The 18296-nt window shown below is 73.5% G+C and carries 5 protein-coding genes; 2 read left to right on the forward strand and 3 right to left on the reverse strand.

The features are described from left to right. Nucleotides 1–30: 30 nt before the first annotated feature. A complete protein-coding gene (locus tag KIP79_RS48885; protein WP_214103114.1) occupies nucleotides 31–11946 on the forward strand; it encodes a type I polyketide synthase in 11916 nt (3971 codons plus the stop codon). Between the two features lie 32 nt (nucleotides 11947–11978). Next, nucleotides 11979–15038 carry a type I polyketide synthase gene (locus KIP79_RS03010; RefSeq protein ID WP_214103115.1) on the forward strand — a complete coding sequence of 1020 codons (3060 nt, stop codon included), beginning with the start codon at nucleotides 11979–11981 and terminating at the stop codon, nucleotides 15036–15038. Between the two features lie 49 nt (nucleotides 15039–15087). On the opposite strand, the gene KIP79_RS03015 is transcribed toward KIP79_RS03010, so the two are convergent. The 3 genes from KIP79_RS03015 to KIP79_RS03025 form a co-directional block, all read right to left on the reverse strand. Continuing rightward, nucleotides 15088–16287: a cytochrome P450 gene (locus KIP79_RS03015; RefSeq protein WP_214103116.1), complete on the reverse strand. Its 1200-nt coding sequence runs from the start codon at nucleotides 16285–16287 to the stop codon at nucleotides 15088–15090. A gap of 102 nt (nucleotides 16288–16389) precedes the next feature. Beyond that, nucleotides 16390–17835 carry an acyl-CoA carboxylase subunit beta gene (locus tag KIP79_RS03020; protein WP_214103117.1) on the reverse strand — a complete coding sequence of 482 codons (1446 nt, stop codon included), beginning with the start codon at nucleotides 17833–17835 and terminating at the stop codon, nucleotides 16390–16392. Nucleotides 17836–17985: 150 nt separating this feature from the next. Next, a complete protein-coding gene (locus tag KIP79_RS03025; RefSeq protein WP_214103118.1) occupies nucleotides 17986–18294 on the reverse strand; it encodes a PTS sugar transporter subunit IIBC family protein in 309 nt (102 codons plus the stop codon). Nucleotides 18295–18296: the final 2 nt, after the last annotated feature.

The raw sequence follows: 18296 nt of genomic DNA on the forward strand, positions 1-18296 counted from the left end.
ATCCCCCCAGACGAGAAGAGGTGACGTCGCATGACCACCGAGGCGACCAGTGGGAACGAGGCCAGGCTCCGCGACTACCTCAAGCGGGTGACCAACGACCTGCTGCAGACGCGGCGGCGGCTGTCGGAGGTGGAGGCCGCGCGGCACGAGCCGATCGCGATCGTGGGCATGGCCTGCCGCTACCCCGGTGGCGTACGGTCGCCGGAGGCCCTGTGGCGGATCGTCGCCGACGGCGTCGACGCGATCTCCCCGTTCCCCTCCGACCGCGGCTGGGACGTGGCCGGTCTCTACGACCCGGACCCGGCGCGCGTCGGCAAGACGTACGCGCGAGAAGGCGGCTTCCTGCACGACGCGGCCGAGTTCGACCCGGCCTTCTTCGGGATCAGCCCACGCGAGGCGGCGGCCATCGACCCGCAGCAACGGCTGCTGCTGGAGACCGCCTGGGAGACCTTCGAACGGGCCGGCATCGACCCGGAGTCGGTGCGCGGCTCCCGGACGGGCGTGTTCGCCGGGGTGATGTACGGGGACTACGGCGGCCGGATCCGGCGGGCTCCCGAGGGACTCGAAGGGTACATCGGCACCGGGAGCGCGGGGTCGGTGGCCTCGGGCCGCCTCTCGTACGTCCTCGGCCTGGTGGGCCCGGCCATCACGATCGACACGGCGTGCTCGTCGTCGCTGGTGGCGCTGCATCTAGCGGTGCGCGCGCTGCGTGCAGGAGAGTGCGACCTGGCGCTGGCGGGCGGGGCGACGGTGATCGCCACGCCCGGCCTGTTCGTGGAGTTCAGCCGTCAGCGCGGGCTCTCCCCCGACGGCCGGTGCAAGGCGTTCGCCGCCGCGGCCGACGGCACGGGCTGGGGCGAGGGCGTGGGCCTGCTCCTCGTCGAACGGCTGTCGGACGCGCAGCGCAACGGCCATCCGATCCTCGCCGTCGTCCGCGGCACCGCGATCAACCAGGACGGTACGAGCGGACAGCTCTCCGCGCCGAACGGGCCCGCCCAGCAGCGGGTGATCCGGCAGGCGCTGGCCGACGCCGGACTCACTCCCGCCGATGTGGACGCGGTCGAGGCGCACGGCACCGGTACCCGGCTCGGCGACCCCATCGAAGCCCAAGCCCTTCTGGCGACCTACGGGCAACACCGCCCCGAGGACCGGCCGGTCTGGCTGGGCTCACTCAAGTCCAACATCGGGCACACCCAGGCGGCGGCCGGAGTGGGCGGCGTCATCAAAATGATCCAAGCCCTGCGGCACGATCTGTTGCCCCGCACGCTGCACGTCGACGAACCCACCCCGCACGTGGACTGGGACAGCGGGGCCGTTCGCCTCCTCACCGAGGCCACCCCCTGGCCACGAGACGATGACCGCCCCCGCCGCGCCGCCGTCTCGTCCTTCGGCATCAGCGGCACCAACGCGCACGTCGTCCTCGAAGAACCACCCACGGCGCCGGAAGACTCCGGTTCCGCGAGGGACGTGCCCGTACCGGTGTTGTTGTCGGCTCACAGCCCGCAGGCCCTGCACGCCCAAGCCCGGCAACTGCACGACCACCTCACCAGCCAGCCCGCACTCCAGCCAGCTGATATCGCCCGGCCTCTCGCGACCGGCCGGGCCGCGCTTCCGCACCGCGCGGCCGTCATCACCGACAGCCGACACGAGCTACTGGACGCGCTCACCGCCCTGACCGGCGGCCAGCCGCATCCCAGTCTCGTCCAAGGTCAGGCCGGGCCTCTCGGGAAGACCGTGTTCGTCTTCCCCGGGCAGGGCAGCCAGTGGGATGGCATGGCCACCCACCTGCTGGACACCTCGCCGGTCTTCGCCGAGCATCTCACCGCTGCTGCCGAGGCGATCCAGGTTCACTCCGGCTGGAACCTCATCGATGTCCTCAACGGCCGGCCCGGCACGCCCCCCATCGACCGGGTCGATGTCATCCAACCCGCGCTCTTCGCGATCATGACCAGCCTCGCCCGCCTCTGGCAACACCACGACATCCACCCCCACGCCGTCATCGGCCACTCCCAAGGCGAAATCGCCGCCGCCCACATCGCAGGCGCCCTCACCCTCACCGACGCCGCCAAAATCATCACCCTCCGATCCCAAGCCCTCCGCACCCTCACCGGCACCGGCGCCATGGCCTCCATCAACCTCTCCCCCACCGCCCTCCACCCCCACCTAGCCCCCTACGACGACCTCCACATCGCCGCCCACAACAGCCCCACCACCACCGTCATCGCCGGCAACCCCCAACAACTCCACCACCTCCTAACCACCCTCACCCAACACGACATCAAAACCCGCCAAATCCCCGTCGACTACGCCTCACACACACCCCACATCCACCCCCTCCACGACACCCTCCTCACCGCACTCGACACCATCACCCCCCAGCCCACCACCACTCCCATCTACTCCACCGTTACCACCCAGCCCATCAATCCCACCGATCTGACCGCCCAGTACTGGTACGACAACCTGGCCAACCCCGTCCTCCTCCACCAAACCCTCACCAACCTCATTAACGACGGACACACCACTTACATCGAAAGCAGCCCTCACCCCGTCCTCACCACCCCCATCCACGAAACCGCCGACGACCACTCCACGCCCCTGACCGTCACCGGCACCCTCCGCCGCAACCACGGCACCCTCCACCACTTCCACACAAACCTCGCCCACCTGCACACCAACGGCCACCTCATCAACTGGACCCCCGCCCTCCCCCCGAGCACCAGCACGCAAAACCTCCCCACCTACCCCTTCCAGCGCCAGCGCTACTGGCTGGAAGACGCGGCCACATCGGGCGACCCGGAGAGCCTCGGCCTGCGCACCACACAGCACCCGCTGCTCGCGGCGGCCACCACACTCGCCCAGGGCGACACCCTCCTGCTGACCGGGCGTGCCTCCGTGCACACCCAGCCGTGGCTGGCCGACCACGCGATCCAGGGCACGATCGTGCTCCCGGCCACGGCCTACCTGGACCTGGCGTTCCAGGCAGGGCAGGCGCTCGGCGGCCTCGGCGTCGCGGAGCTCGTCGCCGGACCGCCGCTGGTGCTGCCCGCCGTGGGCGGGGTGGATCTGCAGCTCACCACCGGAGCTGCCGACGATCAGGGCAGGCGTGCCTTCACGCTCTACGCGCGGCCGTACGACGACACGGCCGACGACGAGCCGCTGGACCGGCCGTGGACGAGCCACGCCTCCGGGCTGCTGGCCCCACCTCCCGTCCGGACCACCGAGCCGCCGGCCGCATGGCCGCCGCAGGGCGCGGTGGAGCTGGACGTGGCGGAGACGCAGGCGGGGCTGGCCGCCTCGGGACACGACCACGGCCCGGCGCTGCTGGGGCTCACCCGCCTGTGGCGGCGGGACGGCGACGGCGGCGAGGAGATCTTCGCCGAGGTGGCCACCGTCGAAGGCGTCGCCTCGGACACCGCCCGCTACAGCCTGCATCCCGCACTGCTCACCGCCGCGCTTCAGCCACTGCTGGCGGGAGCCGGGGCGGCCGTCGTACCGGCGGATTGGCACGGCGCCGTCCTGCACGCCCCCGGCGCGGGCGGCCTGCGCCTGCGCATCCGCCGCACCGGCGGCCCAGGCGGGGATACGGACGGGGGTGCGGGCAGACTTGCGGACGAGGGTGCGGACAGACTTGTGGACGGGCTTGCGGACGGGCGGTTCACCCTCGCGGTGGCCGATGCGACCGGTGCGCCCGTCGCCACGGTCGAGTCGGTCCAGCTGAGACGGCTGGAAGGGCTCCGCCCCGCCGCCGCCCGGCCGGACTGGCTCCTGGGACTGACCTGGCCCGCGCTCGCCGCCCCGGCCCCGGCCCCGGTGCCGGTGCCGGTGCCGGTGCCGGTGCCGGTGCCGGAGGTCGGAGAGGCGGCCGGGACGACAAGCGCGCAACCGGCCCGGCTTTCCTGGGCGGTGGTGGCGCCGGGCATCCCCGGCCTCGCGGACGCCCTCGGTCCCAACGCGCCGCAAACGTACGCCACCATCGACGAACTGATCACAAGCGCGCCACCCGAAGGCGCCCAGGCCAGCCTCACCGGGATCGAGAATCCCCGAACCGGCAGCGCTCAGGCCGACGGCAACGCGGCCGGAGCCGGGACAGCCGGGGCCGGGGCCGGGGCCGGGACAGCCGAGGCCGGAGCCGGGGCCAGGGCCGGGGCCGGGGCAGCCGGAACAGCCGGGGCTAGGACAGCCGGGAGTTCCGTTCCTGATCTCGTGCTGCTGCCCGCCACCTCGGCGAGTACGCTCCTGCCCGGTCTGCGGGCATGGCTCGCCGACGATGCCAGGACAGGCACCGGACTCGTGGTGGTCACCCGGCACGCGGTGACCGTGTCCCCTGACGACGTCCAGGACCTCGCGCCCGCCCCGGTGTGGGGCCTCGTGCGGGCCGTACAGTCCGAGCATCCCGGCAGGGTCACGGTGGTCGACCTGGACGGGCACGAGGCGTCGCTGCGCGCGCTCCCCGCTGCGCTCGCCCTCGGCGAGCCACAGCTCGCGCTGCGGCAGGGCGAGGTGCACGTCCCGCGCCTCACCACGTCCACCCCGGACGACTTCGCGGACGACTTCCCGGGTGCGCCGGGGACCGGCACCGTGCTGGTGTCGGGTACCGGCGATCTGACGGCGAGCGCCGCCGAGCATCTGGTCACCGGCCTCGGTCTGCGCCGCCTGCTGCTGGTCGGGGCGGACCCCGGTCTGGCCGAGAGGCTGGCAGGTCTGGGCGCCGACGTCATGGTGGCAGGCGACGGCGCGACGGACCGGGAGTCGCTGGCCGAGGCGCTGGCGCTGCTCCCGGCCGAGCATCCGCTGACGGGCGTCGTCCACGTGGCCTCGGCCGAGACCGAGGCGGTGCTGCTGTCGATCCCGCCGGCGGAGTTCACCTCGGCGCTCCGGTCGGCCGGGGACGCCGCGTGGAACCTGCACGAGCTGACCCTCGGGCTGGAGCTGGACACCTTCGCGCTGCTCCTCCCCGACGTCTCCGGCTCGCTCGGCGGCACCGGCCAGGCCGCGCGTGCCGCGATCGGCGCCTACTTCGAAGCGCTCGCCCACCACCGCAGGGCGCTCGGCCTCCCCGGCGTCTGCCTGGCCTGGGGACCCCGGGAGGGGGACGCGGGCTCCCCGCGGGCCGGTCTGGTCGTGTTCGGCGCCGGGCAGACCGGGCCGCTGCTCGGTCTGGCCCTGCGTTCCTCCCGTACGACACTGCTGGCCGCCCGTCCCGCGCAAGCCGCGCTGCGCGCCCAGGCCGCGGCCGGGCTGCTGTCGCCCCTGCTGCGCCCCTTCGCGGGGACGGTCGCCGTCGCCGCCGGGGCGGACTCCGCCGCGGCCGTCTTCGCCACCCTGGCCGACCGTCCGGTGGCCGACCAGCAGCGCATCCTCCTGGACGCGATACGCGACCAGGCCGCCGCCGTGCTGGGTTTCTCGGAGCGGAACGGCATCGACGTCGCGCGGGCCTTCAAGGACCTGGGCTTCGACTCGCTGACCGCAGTGGAGTTCCGCAACCGGCTCTCCACCGCGACCGGTCTCAAGCTGCCCACCACCCTGGTCTTCGACCACCCGTCCCCACGCGCGCTCGCCGAGTTCCTGCGCTCGGAGCTGCTGGGCACGGACGACCCGGCCACGGCCGTACCCACGGCGGCTGCGCGGCGCGACGACGAACCCATCGCCATCGTGGCCATGGCCTGCCGCTACCCGGGCGACATCCGTACGCCGGAGGACCTGTGGCGAGTGGTGGTGTCCGAGAGCGACGTCATCTCCCCGTTCCCGGCCAACCGGGGCTGGGACCTGGAACGGCTCTTCGACCCCGACCCCGCGCACCCCGGCACCTCCTACGCCCGCGAAGGCGGCTTCCTGCACGACGCGGACCAGTTCGACCCTGCCTTCTTCGGGATCAGCCCGCGTGAGGCGATCAGCATGGACCCGCAGCAGCGGCTGCTGCTGGAGGCCGCCTGGGAGGCCTTCGAGCGGGCTGGGATCGACCCGGGTTCGCTGCACGGCTCGCGTACCGGTGTCTACGCCGGCGTCGTGTACACCGACTACGGCTCGCGGGTGCGACTACCGGCCGACATGGAGGGATATCTCGGGATCGGCAGCGCGGGCAGCATCGCGTCCGGCCGCATCGCCTACACGCTCGGTCTGGAAGGACCGGCGGTGACCGTGGACACCGCCTGCTCGTCGTCGCTGGTGGCGCTGCATCTGGCGGTGCGCGCGCTGCGTGCCGGGGAGTGCGACCTGGCACTGGCGGGCGGGGCGACCGTACTGTCCAACCCGGACATCTTCATCGGCTTCAGCCGCCAGCGCGGCCTCTCCGTCGACGGCCGCTGCAAGGCGTTCGCCGCCGCCGCCGACGGCACCGCGTTCGGCGAGGGCGTGGGCCTGCTGCTCATCGAACGGCTCTCGGACGCGCGGCGCAACGGCCATCCGATCCTCGCCGTCGTCCGCGGCACCGCGATCAACCAGGACGGCGCCAGCAACGGCATCACCGCGCCGAACGGACCCGCCCAGCAGGCGGTGATCCGGCAGGCGCTGGCCGACGCAGGGCTGACCCCTGCCGACGTGGACGCGGTCGAGGCCCACGGCACCGGCACCCGGCTCGGCGACCCCATCGAAGCCCAAGCCCTGATCGCCACCTACGGACAACGCCGCCCCGAGGACCGGCCCGTCTGGCTCGGCTCACTCAAGTCCAACATCGGCCACACCCAGGCCGCCGCTGGAGTGGGCGGCGTCATCAAGATGGTCGAGGCCCTGCGGCACGACCTTCTCCCCCGCACCCTGCACATCGACGAACCCACCCCGCACGTCGACTGGGAGTCCGGCGACCTGCGCCTCCTTGTCGAGTCCCGGCCCTGGACGCCGGAGGACGGCCGCATCCGACGGGCGGGCATCTCGGGGTTCGGCATGAGCGGCACCAACGCGCACGTCGTCATCGAGGAAGCACCCCGGGAGGTCATTAAGGAAGCACCCCGGGAGCCCGCTCCTGTCAGCGACGAACTTCCCGAGGAATCCGCGGCCGAGGCTCCGCCGCCGGTGCTGTTGTCAGCTCACAACCCGCAGGCCCTGCACGCCCAAGCCCGGCAACTCCACGACCACCTGACCGGCCACCCAGACCTCGACCTGACCGCCACCGCCCGCACCCTCGCGACCGGCCGCGCCACACTCCCCCACCGCGCCGCCGTCATCGCCACCGACCGCCAGGAACTGCTCTCCGCGCTCACCGCCCTGGCCGACGACCAACCCCATCCCAGCCTCGTCCAGGGTCAGGCCGGGCCGCTCGGTAAGACCGTGTTCGTCTTCCCCGGGCAGGGCTCCCAGTGGGAAGGCATGGCCACCGAGTTGCTGGCCAGCTCGCCGGTCTTCGCCGAGCATCTCACCGCTGCCGCCGAGGCGATCCAGGTTCACAGCGGCTGGAATCTCATCGATGTCCTCAACGGCCGGCCCGGCACGCCCCCCATCGACCGGGTCGATGTCATCCAACCCGCGCTCTTCGCGATCATGACCAGCCTCGCCCGACTCTGGCAACACCACGACATCCACCCCCACGCCGTCATCGGCCACTCCCAAGGCGAAATCGCCGCCGCCCACATAGCAGGAGCCCTCACCCTCACCGACGCCGCCAAAATCATCACCCTCCGCGCCCAAGCCCTCCGCACCCTCACCGGCACCGGCGCCATGGCCTCCATCAACCTCCCCCCAACCACCCTCACCACCCACCTAGCCCCCTACGACGACCTCCACATCGCCGCCCACAACAGCCCCACCACCACCGTCATCGCCGGCAACCCCCAACAACTCCACCACCTCCTCCAAACCCTCACCCAACACGACATCAAAACCCGCCAAATCCCCGTCGACTACGCCTCCCACACACCCCACATCCACCCCCTCCACGACACCCTCCTCACCGCACTCGCTGACATCCAGCCACAAAACACCGACACCCCCATCTACTCCACCGTCACCACAAAACTCATCAACCCCACCGACCTGACCGCCCAATACTGGTACGACAACCTCGCCAACCCCGTTCTCCTCCACCAGGCTCTCACCAACCTCATCAACGACGGACACACCACCTACATCGAAACCAGCCCTCACCCCGTCCTCACCACCGCCATCCACGACACCACCGACCACCACCCCACAATCACCCCCATCCACATCACCGGCACTCTCCGCCGCAACCACGGCACCCTTGACCACTTCCACACAAACCTCGCCCGCCTCCACACCACCGGCCACCCCACCAACTGGACCCCCACCCTCCCCCCGAGCACCACGCAAAACCTCCCCACCTACCCCTTCCAACGCCAGCGCTACTGGCTGGACGGACCGGCGATCAACAGCGACGCCGGCAGCCTGGGGCTGGACGCCGCCGAACACCCGTTCCTCAGCACAGCCACCAAGCTCGCCGAGAACGACACCCTGATGCTCACCGGACGGATCTCCCGCGACACCCACGGCTGGCTCGCCGATCACGCGGTGCGCGGCGTCGCGCTGCTCCCGGCCACCGCGCTGCTCGAACTGGCACTCCAGGCGGGTCAGTTCACCGACGCCGCGTTCCGGGTGGACGAACTGACCCTCCAAGCCCCGCTGTTCCTGCCCGAACGCGGCACCGTCCGCCTCCAGGTGGTCGTGGCGGAACCGGACGACGCCGGACTACGGCGGGTGACCGTGCACTCCCGGCGGGCCGGCGACACCGAGTGGACCCGCCACGCCACGGGCGTCCTCGCCCCACCGTCCGCCGACGACGAGCCCGCGACCACCACCGCGTGGCCTCCGCCGAACGCCACCCCGCTCGACGTGGACGGCCTGTACGAGCGACTCGCCGACCTCGGGTACGAGTACGGCCCCGCCTTCCGGAACCTCACGGCCGCCTGGCGATCGGGTGACACCGTCCACGCCGAAGTGGCGCTGTCCGCCGACCACCGCGAGGAGGCCGCCCGGTTCGGCCTGCACCCCGCGCTGCTCGACTCGGCCATGCACGCCATGGGCCTCGGCGGCTTCCTCGGCGAGGGGGTGCGGCTCCCGTTCACCTGGTCCGGCGTGTCCCTGTACGCCACCGGGGCCACCGCGCTCCGGGTCAGCCTGGCCCCGGGCGCGGGGGGCGAGGACACCGTGACCATCACCCTCGCCGATCCGGCCGGCGCCCCGGTGGCGCGAATCGAGTCGCTGACCCTGCGGGCCGCCTCCCCCGGACCGGTCACCACGCCGGCCCGGCCGAGCTCCCTGTACGAGATCGGCTGGATCGAGGTCCCCCTGCCGACCCCGGCCGGCCCACCGTCGTACGAGCTCATCGGCCCCGCCGAACCGTCCGGCAGGGACCTGCCGGAGGCGGTCGCCGCCAACGTGCACGCGCTGCTGGCGCGGCTGGGCGCGCGGCTGGCCGACACGGAACGGGACGGATCCCGGCTGGTCGTGCTGACCCGACGCGCGGTGGCCGCCCGTCCGGGTGACGCGGTGGACCTGGCGAGCGCGCCGTTGTGGGGCCTGGTGAGGTCCGCGGCCACCGAGCACCCCGGCAGGGTGACGGTGGTGGACCTGGACGACGACGAGGCCTCGGCGCGGGCGCTGCCCGCGGCGATCGCGACGGGCGAACCGCAGCTCGCGCTGCGCGGCGGCGCCGCGTTCGCCCCGAGACTGGGCCGGGTGGACGCCGGGCACACCGTGCGACCGCCCGGCGTCGACGGGGAGCGGGGAGACGGGACCGGCGAGGAGGCGACCTGGCGGCTGGCCACCCCGGGCGGTTCGCCGGACGACCTCTACGCCGCCGACTTCCCGCAGGCGCGGGCGGCGCTCGCGCCCGGCCAGGTCAGGATCGCCGTCCGGGCCGCCGGGCTGAACTTCCGCGACGTGCTGACCGCCCTGGGGATGGTCCCGGTCGACGCCCCGCTGGGCGCCGAGGCCGCGGGAACGGTGCTGGAGACCGGGCCAGGCGTCACCGGCCTGGCCGTCGGCGACCGGGTGTTCGGCCTGGTGACCGGAGCGGTGGGCCCGGTCGCGGTCGCCGACCACCGCCTGGTGGCCCGGATTCCGGCCGGGTGGTCGTTCGCCGCGGCCGCCGGGGTGCCCGCGGTGTTCACCACCGCCTACCACGGCCTGGTGACGCTGGCCCGGCTGCGGCCGGGCGAGCGGGTGCTGATCCACGCGGCCGCCGGGGGCGTCGGCCTGGCCGCGCTCCAGCTCGCCCGCCATCTGGGGGCCGAGGTGTACGCCACGGCGAGTCCCGGCAAGTGGGCCGCGCTGCGCGCGCTCGGCGTGCCCGGCGAGCGCATCGCCTCCTCCCGTACCGCCGACTTCGAGCGGGCCTTCGGGGGGATGGATGTGGTGCTCAACTCGCTCACCGGTGACCTGCTCGACGCCTCGTTGCGGCTGCTGTCGTCGGGCGGGCGGTTGGTCGAGATGGGCATCGCGGACCTGCGGGACCCCGAGCAGGTCGCGGCGGCCCACCCCGGAGTGGCGTACCTGCCGTTCGAGCTGCTGGACATGCCCGTCGAGGCGGTACGCGAGGCGCTGGCCGGGGTGCTCGCCCTGTTCGAGGAGGGCGCGCTGCGGCCGTCGCCGGTGACGACGTGGAGCGTGCACCAGGCTCCCGCGGCGTTCCGCCACTTCGCCCAGGCCCGGCACGTCGGCAAGATCGTGCTGACCGTGCCCCCGGCCCGGCCAGGCGCGGGCACCGTCCTGGTCACCGGCGGCACCGGCACCATCGGCGCCGCGCTCGCCCGCCACCTGGTGACCGAGCGAGGTGTCCGCCACCTGCTGCTGGCCGGCAGGCGCGGCCCGGATGCGCCGGGCGCCGCCGAACTGGCGGCGGAACTGGCCGCGTCCGGGGCCGAGGTGCGGATCGCCGCATGCGACGCCGCGGACCGGGACGCGCTGGCGGCGTTGCTGGCCTCGATCCCCGCGGAGCGCCCGCTCCGCTCAGTGATCCACACCGCGGGCGTACTGGACGACGGCGTCCTCGCCTCGCTGACGCCGGAGAAGGTGGGCGCGGTGCTGCGCCCCAAGGTGGACGCGGCCTGGCACCTGCACGAGCTCACCGCCGGCCTGGACCTGGAGTCGTTCGTGCTGTTCTCCTCGGCGTCGGGTCTGCTGGGCGGCGCCGGACAGGCCAACTACGCGGCGGCCAACGTCTTCCTGGACGCCCTCGCCGAGCACCGGCGGGCGCGCGGGCTGCCCGCCGTCTCGCTGGCCTGGGGCATGTGGCAGGAGGCCAGTGGCATGACGGGCCATCTGAGCGCGGCGGATCTGGCCAGGATCGCCCGCGGCGGCCTGGTTCCGATGTCCGCCGCCGAGGGCCTGGCGCTGTTCGACGCCGCCGTGTCGGCCGACCGGCCGGTCCTGGTGCCGGCCGTGCTCGACGACGCGGGGCTGCGGGCGCGGGCCGAGTCCGGTGAGCTGCCCGCGGTGCTCCGCGCCCTGGTGCGCGGCCCCGCGGTACGGCGGGCCGCCCAGCAGGCGCCGGTGTCGCCCGCCTCGCTGGCGGACCGGCTGGCGGGGCTGCGCGGGGCCGACCGGGAGCAGGCGCTGCTGGTCCTGGTCAGAGAGCAGGTCGCGGCCGTGCTCGGGCACCTGGTGGTGGACGACGTCACCGCCGACCGGGCCTTCAAGGAGATCGGCTTCGACTCGCTGACCTCGGTCGAACTGCGCAACCGGATCGCGGCGGCGACCGGCCTGCGCCTGCCGACCACCCTGGCGTTCGACTTCCCGACCCCGGCGGCGCTGGCCGGGCACCTGCTCGGGCTGCTGGTCCCGGACGACACGGCGGCCGAGCTGGAACGGCTGCTCGGTTCGGTGACGGCCGGCAGCGCCGACTTCGTGAAGATCAAGGACCGGTTGCGGGCCACCCTGTGGCGCTGGGAGGAGGAGGCCCGCGTCGACGGAGAACCGGCGGACGACGACCTCGTGGGGGCCACGGACGAGGACCTGTTCCGCGCCCTGGACGAGGAACTCGACGCGCCGTGAGCAACACCCACCGCCCACCTGATGGAGAAGACATGAACAACGAGGACAGACTGCGCGACTATCTCAGGCGGGCGACGACTGACCTCCGCCAGGCGCGGCGGCGCATCCGCGAGCTTGAGGAGAAGGCGCACGAGCCGGTGGCGATCATCGCCATGGGCTGCCGTTTCCCCGGCGGCGCGGACACCCCGGAGGCGCTGTGGCGGCTGCTCGACGAGGGCGTGGACGCGGTCGGCGGGCTGCCGGAGGACCGCGGCTGGGATCTGGACACACTGTACGACCCCGACCCGGACCGGCCCGGCACGAGCTACACCAGGGAAGGCGGATTCCTGTACGGGGCCGGGGAGTTCGACGCGGGATTCTTCGGCATGGGGCCACGCGAGGCGGTAGCCACCGATCCGCAGCAGCGGCTGCTCCTGGAGGTGGCGTGGGAGACCTTCGAGCGGGCCGGCATCGCCCCAGGGTCGCTGCGCGGCAGCCGTACGGGGGTGTTCGCCGGGGTGGTGTCCCAGGCGTACGTGCCGCCGCCCGACCGGGTGCCGGACGGATTCGAGGGCCATCTGATGACCGGCAACGCGACCAGTGTCGCCTCGGGCCGGGTCTCCTACCACCTCGGCCTGGAGGGCCCGGCGGTGACCGTCGACACGGCCTGCTCCTCGTCGCTGGTCGCCATGCACCTGGCGGCCCAGTCGCTCAGGCGTGGCGAGTGCGACCTGGCGCTGGCCGGTGGGGTCACGGTGATGGCGACGCCGGTGCTGCTGGTGGAGTTCAGCCGGCAGCGCGGGCTGGCCCCTGACGCCCGCTGCAAGGCGTTCGCCGCCGGCGCCGACGGCACCGGTTTCGCCGAGGGAGCCGGCCTGATCCTGCTGGAGCGGCTGTCGGACGCCCGCCGCAACGGCCGTACCGTCCTGGCCGTGCTGCGCGGCTCCGCGGTCAACCAGGACGGCGCGAGCAACGGCCTGACCGCACCCAACGGGCCCACCCAGGAGCGGGTGATCCAGCAGGCCCTGGCCGACGCGCGGCTCGCCCCCGAGCAGGTGGACGCGGTGGAGGCGCACGGCACCGGCACCCGGCTCGGCGACCCGATCGAGGCCCAGGCCATCCTGGCCGTCTACGGGCGGAACCGGGAGGCGCCGCTCTATCTGGGCTCGCTGAAGTCCAACGTCGGGCACACCCAGGCAGCCGCCGGGGTCGGCGGCGTGATCAAGATCGTGCAGGCGCTGCGGCACGGCGTGCTGCCCCGCACCCTGCACGTGGACGAGCCGACCCCCCACGTCGACTGGGAGTCCGGCGCGGTACGCCTGCTCACCGAACCGGTGCCGTGGCCCCGGCGCGACCACCCCCGCCGGGCCGGCGTCTCGTCCTTCGGCATCAGCGGCACCAACGCGCACGTGCTGATCGAGGAGGCCCCGCCGGAAGTGGTCGAGCCCGGAAGCGATGCCGCACCCGCCGTGTTGTGGCCGCTGTCCGGGCGTACCGAGGCGGCCCTGCGGGCGCAGGCGGCCCGGCTGCTCGACCGGCTCACCGCGCGACCGGACCTCGACGACACCCAGGTGGGCCGGACGCTCGCGCTGGGACGGACCGCGCTGCGGCACCGGGCGGTCGTCCTGCCCGGCGACCGCGAGCAACGGCTGCGGGCGCTCGCCGAGCTCGCCGAAGGCCGCACGTCGAGGCGGCTGGTCCGGGCCGTGGCGGGCGAGCGGCCCTCGACCGCGTACCTGTTCACCGGGCAGGGCAGCCAGCGCGCGGGCATGGGGCGCGGGCTGTACGCCGAGTGGCCCGTCTTCGCGTCGGCGCTCGACGAGGTGTGCGCGGCGTTCGACGGCCTCCTGGACCGGCCGCTGAAGGAGTTGCTGTTCGCCGAGCCCGGCTCGCCGGAGGCCGAGGCGCTGGCGCGCACCGCGTACGCTCAGCCCGCCCTGTTCGCGCTGGAGACCGCGCTGTTCCGCCTGCTGGAACGGCTGACGGCGCCGCCCGGCCGGGTGGCCGGGCACTCGCTCGGCGGGCTGGCCGCGGCGCACGCCTCCGGGGTGCTGTCGCTGGAGGACGCCTGCGCGCTGGTCGCCGCGCGCGGGCGACTCATGCAGGATCAGCCGGGCGGCGGCGCGATGACCGCGATCGAGGCCACCGAGACCGAGGCGGTCGACGCGCTGGCCGGCTACCCGGGCCTGGCCGACCTGGCCGCGGTCAACGGGCCTGCGGCCGTGGTGATCTCCGGCGACGCGGACGTGGTCACGGAGATCGCCGAGCGGTTCGCGGCCAGGGGGCGCCGCACGAGCCGGCTGCGGGTCGGCCACGCCTTCCACTCCCCGCACATGGACGGCGCCCTGGAACCGTTCCGCGCGGTGGCGTCGCGGGTCACCTTCCACCCGCCGCTCATCCCGCTCGTCTCGGAGCTGACCGGGCGGGAGGCGACAGAGGAGGAACTGAGCGACCCCGGATACTGGGTGCGCCAGCTCCGCTCCACCGTGCGGTTCGGGGACGTGCTGGCCACGTTGCACGCCGCCGGGGTCACCACGTTCGTCGAGGTCGGTCCGGACGCCGTGCTCACGCCCCTGGCGGTGAGCGCCCTGCCGCCCGACGCCCTGGTGCTGCCCGCGCTGTCGCGGGAGCGGCCTGAGCCGGACGCGCTGGCGTCCCTGGTGGCGCGGCTGCACGCGGCGGGCGGCGACGTCCGGTGGAACGCCTGGTACGGCGGGCCGCCTCTGCCTCCCGCGGACCTGCCCACCTACCCGTTCGAGCGGCGCCGCTACTGGTGGCCGGCGGGAGTCCTGCCGTCCGCCGCAGGCGGCTCGGACCGGCCCGCCGTTCCGGACGACCACCCGGAGGCTGGCGAGCAGGACGCGGCGGCCACCGAGGCGACGCTGCTCGACCTGGTCCGGGTGCACGCCGCCGAGGTGCTCGGCCACGCCGCCCCCGACTCGATCGACCCGGAGGACAACTTCCTGCACATCGGGTTCTCGTCGTTCACCGCGCTGGAGGTGCGTAACCGGTTGTGCGAGGCGACGGGGCTGGTCCTGCCGCCCGTACTGCTCTACGACTACCCGACGCCGGCGGCCGTGGCGGGCTTCCTGGAGGAGCGGCTCGCCTCCTGACCGGCGGGCGAGGGGAGCCGGGCCGTCCCGGCTCCCCCGGCTGGGGCGGCTACCAGGTGACGGGCAGCCGGTAGACGCCCTGGACCGACCCCCCCGGCTTGACCCCGAGCGCCTCCACCGGCTCGGTCAGGCGCAGGCCGGGCAGGCGGGTGATCAGCTCCCGGAGCCCGATCTCCAGCTCGGCGCGGGCGAGGTTCTGGCCGATGCACTGGTGGACGCCGTGCCCGAAGGCCAGGTGTCCCCGGGCCTCGCGCCGCAGATCCAGCCGGTCGGGGTCGTCGAAGACCCGGTCGTCCCGGTTGGCGGCCGCGTTCGGCAGGTAGACCCCGTCGCCCTCGCGGATCAGCACCCCGCCGACCTCGATGTCCGCCGCCGCGACCCGCTGCAGCTCGTCGGCGACGGACAGGAAGCGCAGCAGTTCCTCGACGGCGTCCTTGGCCAGATCGGGGTCCTCGCGCAGGGCGGCGAGCTGGCCGGGGTGCTCCAGCAGGGTCAGGATGCTCAGGCCGATCATGTTGGCGGTGGTCTCGTGCCCGGCGACCAGCAGGAACATCGAGATCGAGGCGACCTCCGAGCGCTGGAGCTGGCCGGTCGCCAGCCGCTCCCTGATCAGGGTGTCGACCAGCCCCTCCCCCGGCTCGGCGAGCTTCACCGTGATCAGTTCCTCGAAGTAGGCGACGAGTGCGCGGCTCGCCTCCGCCGCCTCCTCGGCGGTGCTGGTCGCCATGACCATCTTCCTGGTCTGCGCCTCGAAGAACTCATGGTCGGCGTACGGCACGCCGAGCAGTTCGCAGATGACGGTGGACGGCACCGGCAGCGCGAACTCCGGCACCAGATCAGCCTCCGGGCCCTTGGCGAGCAGCGCGTCGATCCGCTCGGTCACGATCCGCTTGATCACGGGCCGGAGCGCCTTGATCCCGTTGACGGTGAAGGCCGGGGCGAGCATGCGCCGCTGCACGTCGTGCTCCGGGGGGTCCATGCCGACGAGCGCGACGAGCTTGGAGGCGGCCATCCGCGGCACCAGCACCGGGAAGTCGGGCCGGGATCGGTCCGAGGACAGCCGGGGGTCGAGCAGCAGCGCCCGCGTCTCGGGGTGCCCGCTGACCACCCACGCGACGCGGCCGTCGTAGAGGCGTACGGGCGCGACGGTACCCGTGGCGCGCAGGCGCGCGTACCCGGCCGGCGGGTGGTAGGGGCAGCCGCGGTCCATCGGGAAGTCCGGTATCTGACCGGTCGTGACGCTGTTCATCCGTCCTCGCAGAGTCTCGGTGTGGGTCCGATCGAAGGAGCATGCAAGGCGCGGCTGAAGGCGCTCCAAATCCGCTCGTCCCGGCACCGGCGGCAGGGCGCGCTACAGCGGGATGTTGCCGTGCGGGCCGCGGCGTCTGCCGGCGTCCGCGGTCGCGGCGGCGAACGCCTCGGCCAGGCGGGCCCGGGTGGCGGCCGGGTCGACGACCTCGTCGATGGCGCCCAGCGCCAGCCCCCGCCCGACGCCGCCCGCGACGCGCCGCTGCTCTTCGACCAGTTCGGCGCGCAGCCGCTCCCGCTCCCCCTCCGGCGCGGCGGACAGCCGCTTGCGGTGCAGGATGCCCACGGCCGACTCGGCCCCCATGACCGCGACCTCGGCGTCCGGCCAGGCGAAGACGGCGGTGGCGCCGAGGGATCGCGAGTTCATGGCGATGTAGGCGCCCCCGTAGGACTTGCGGGTGACGAGCGTGACCCGGGGCACGACCGCCTCGGCGAAGGCGTACAGCAGCTTGGCTCCCCTGCGGACCACGCCCTCCCACTCCTGCCGGACGCCGGGGAGGTAACCGGGCACGTCGACGAGGACCAGCAGCGGGATGCCGAACGCGTCGCACATCCGTACGAACCTCGACGCCTTCTCGGCGCTGAGCGAGTCGAGGCAGCCGCCCTTGCGCAGCGGGTTGTTGGCCACCACTCCGACGGTGCCACCGGCCAGCCGGCCCAGACCGACGACCATGTTCGGCGCCCATTTGGCCTGAAGCTCCTCGAACGGGCCGTCCAGGATGGCCAGGATCAGTGGGCGGACGTCATACGCGCGGCGCGGGGACTCCGGCAGCAGGGCACGCAGGTCGCGCGGCTCCCGCACCGCGCCGGGGTCGTGCGTGCCCGGCCGGGTCAGCAGTGTGGCGAGCCGTCGCGCCCGCCGTAACGCGTCGTCCTCGGAGTCGGCGACCACGTGCGCGACCCCCGACCTGCGGCCGTGCGCGTCGGCTCCGCCGAGCCCTGCCATGTCGATCTCTTCGCCGGTGACGCTCCGCACCACGTCGGGGCCGGTGATGAAGACCCGGCCGGCCGGCGCCAGGATGACCACGTCGGTCAACGCCGGGCCGTACGCCGCGCCGCCGGCCGCCGGGCCGAGTACGACGGAGATCTGCGGCACCCGGCCGGAGGCGCGGACCATGCCGCCGAACATCCTGCCGATGCCCTCCATGGCCTCCACGCCGTCGGCGAGCTTGGCGCCGCCCGAGTGCCACAGGCCGATGACCGGGCAGCCCAGGAGCACCGCGCGCTCGGTGGCGGCGAGAATCCGCAGGCAGTCCTCCGCGCCGATCGCCCCGCCCATCAGCCGGGCGTCGGTGCAGAAGCCGACCACCGGCGCGCCGTCGATCGTTCCGGTCGCCACGACGACTCCCCGTCCGGGCTCCGTCACGACCTCAAGCGACCCCGCATCCAGCAGACGCGCCAGCCGGTCCAGCGGATCCCGCGGATCGCGCGCCTCACCGACCGCACGGACCCGGTGCACCGGACGCGTCAGAGCCGTGTTTTCCGTCATCGAACGGGCTCCCCTCGGATCCCCTGCCCCTACGGGCGGACCAAGGGCCAGCGTGCCGAGCCCGGCTAAAGCGGTTCTTACCCGCGAACCCTGGTCACCGCCGCCAGGGCGGACGGCGACCAGGGAGTTGATCAAACGGTGACCTTCGGGTCAGCCGTCGATGGTGCCACCGTTCTTGAGTATCGTGACCAGCCTGGTGACCGCCGGATCGCCGATGAAGATCTGGAACGGCACGAGCACGACACCGGGAGCGCTCGCCCGGGCCCGGTCCGCGAGCCCGACGTGACTGACGATCACGTCGGCGTCTTTCGGGATCGAGTTGACCGGGGTGTGCACCACCTCGACCGATGTGCCCTTCAACTGCTTACGGAGCTGACTGGCCAGCATCACGCTGCTGCCCATCCCTGCGTCGCAGGCTACGACGAGTTTGTGGACGTCCTTGCTGTCGATGCTGGCCATGG

It is taken from the genome of Acrocarpospora catenulata (assembly GCF_018476525.1).
Lineage (GTDB): Bacteria > Actinomycetota > Actinomycetes > Streptosporangiales > Streptosporangiaceae > Acrocarpospora > Acrocarpospora catenulata.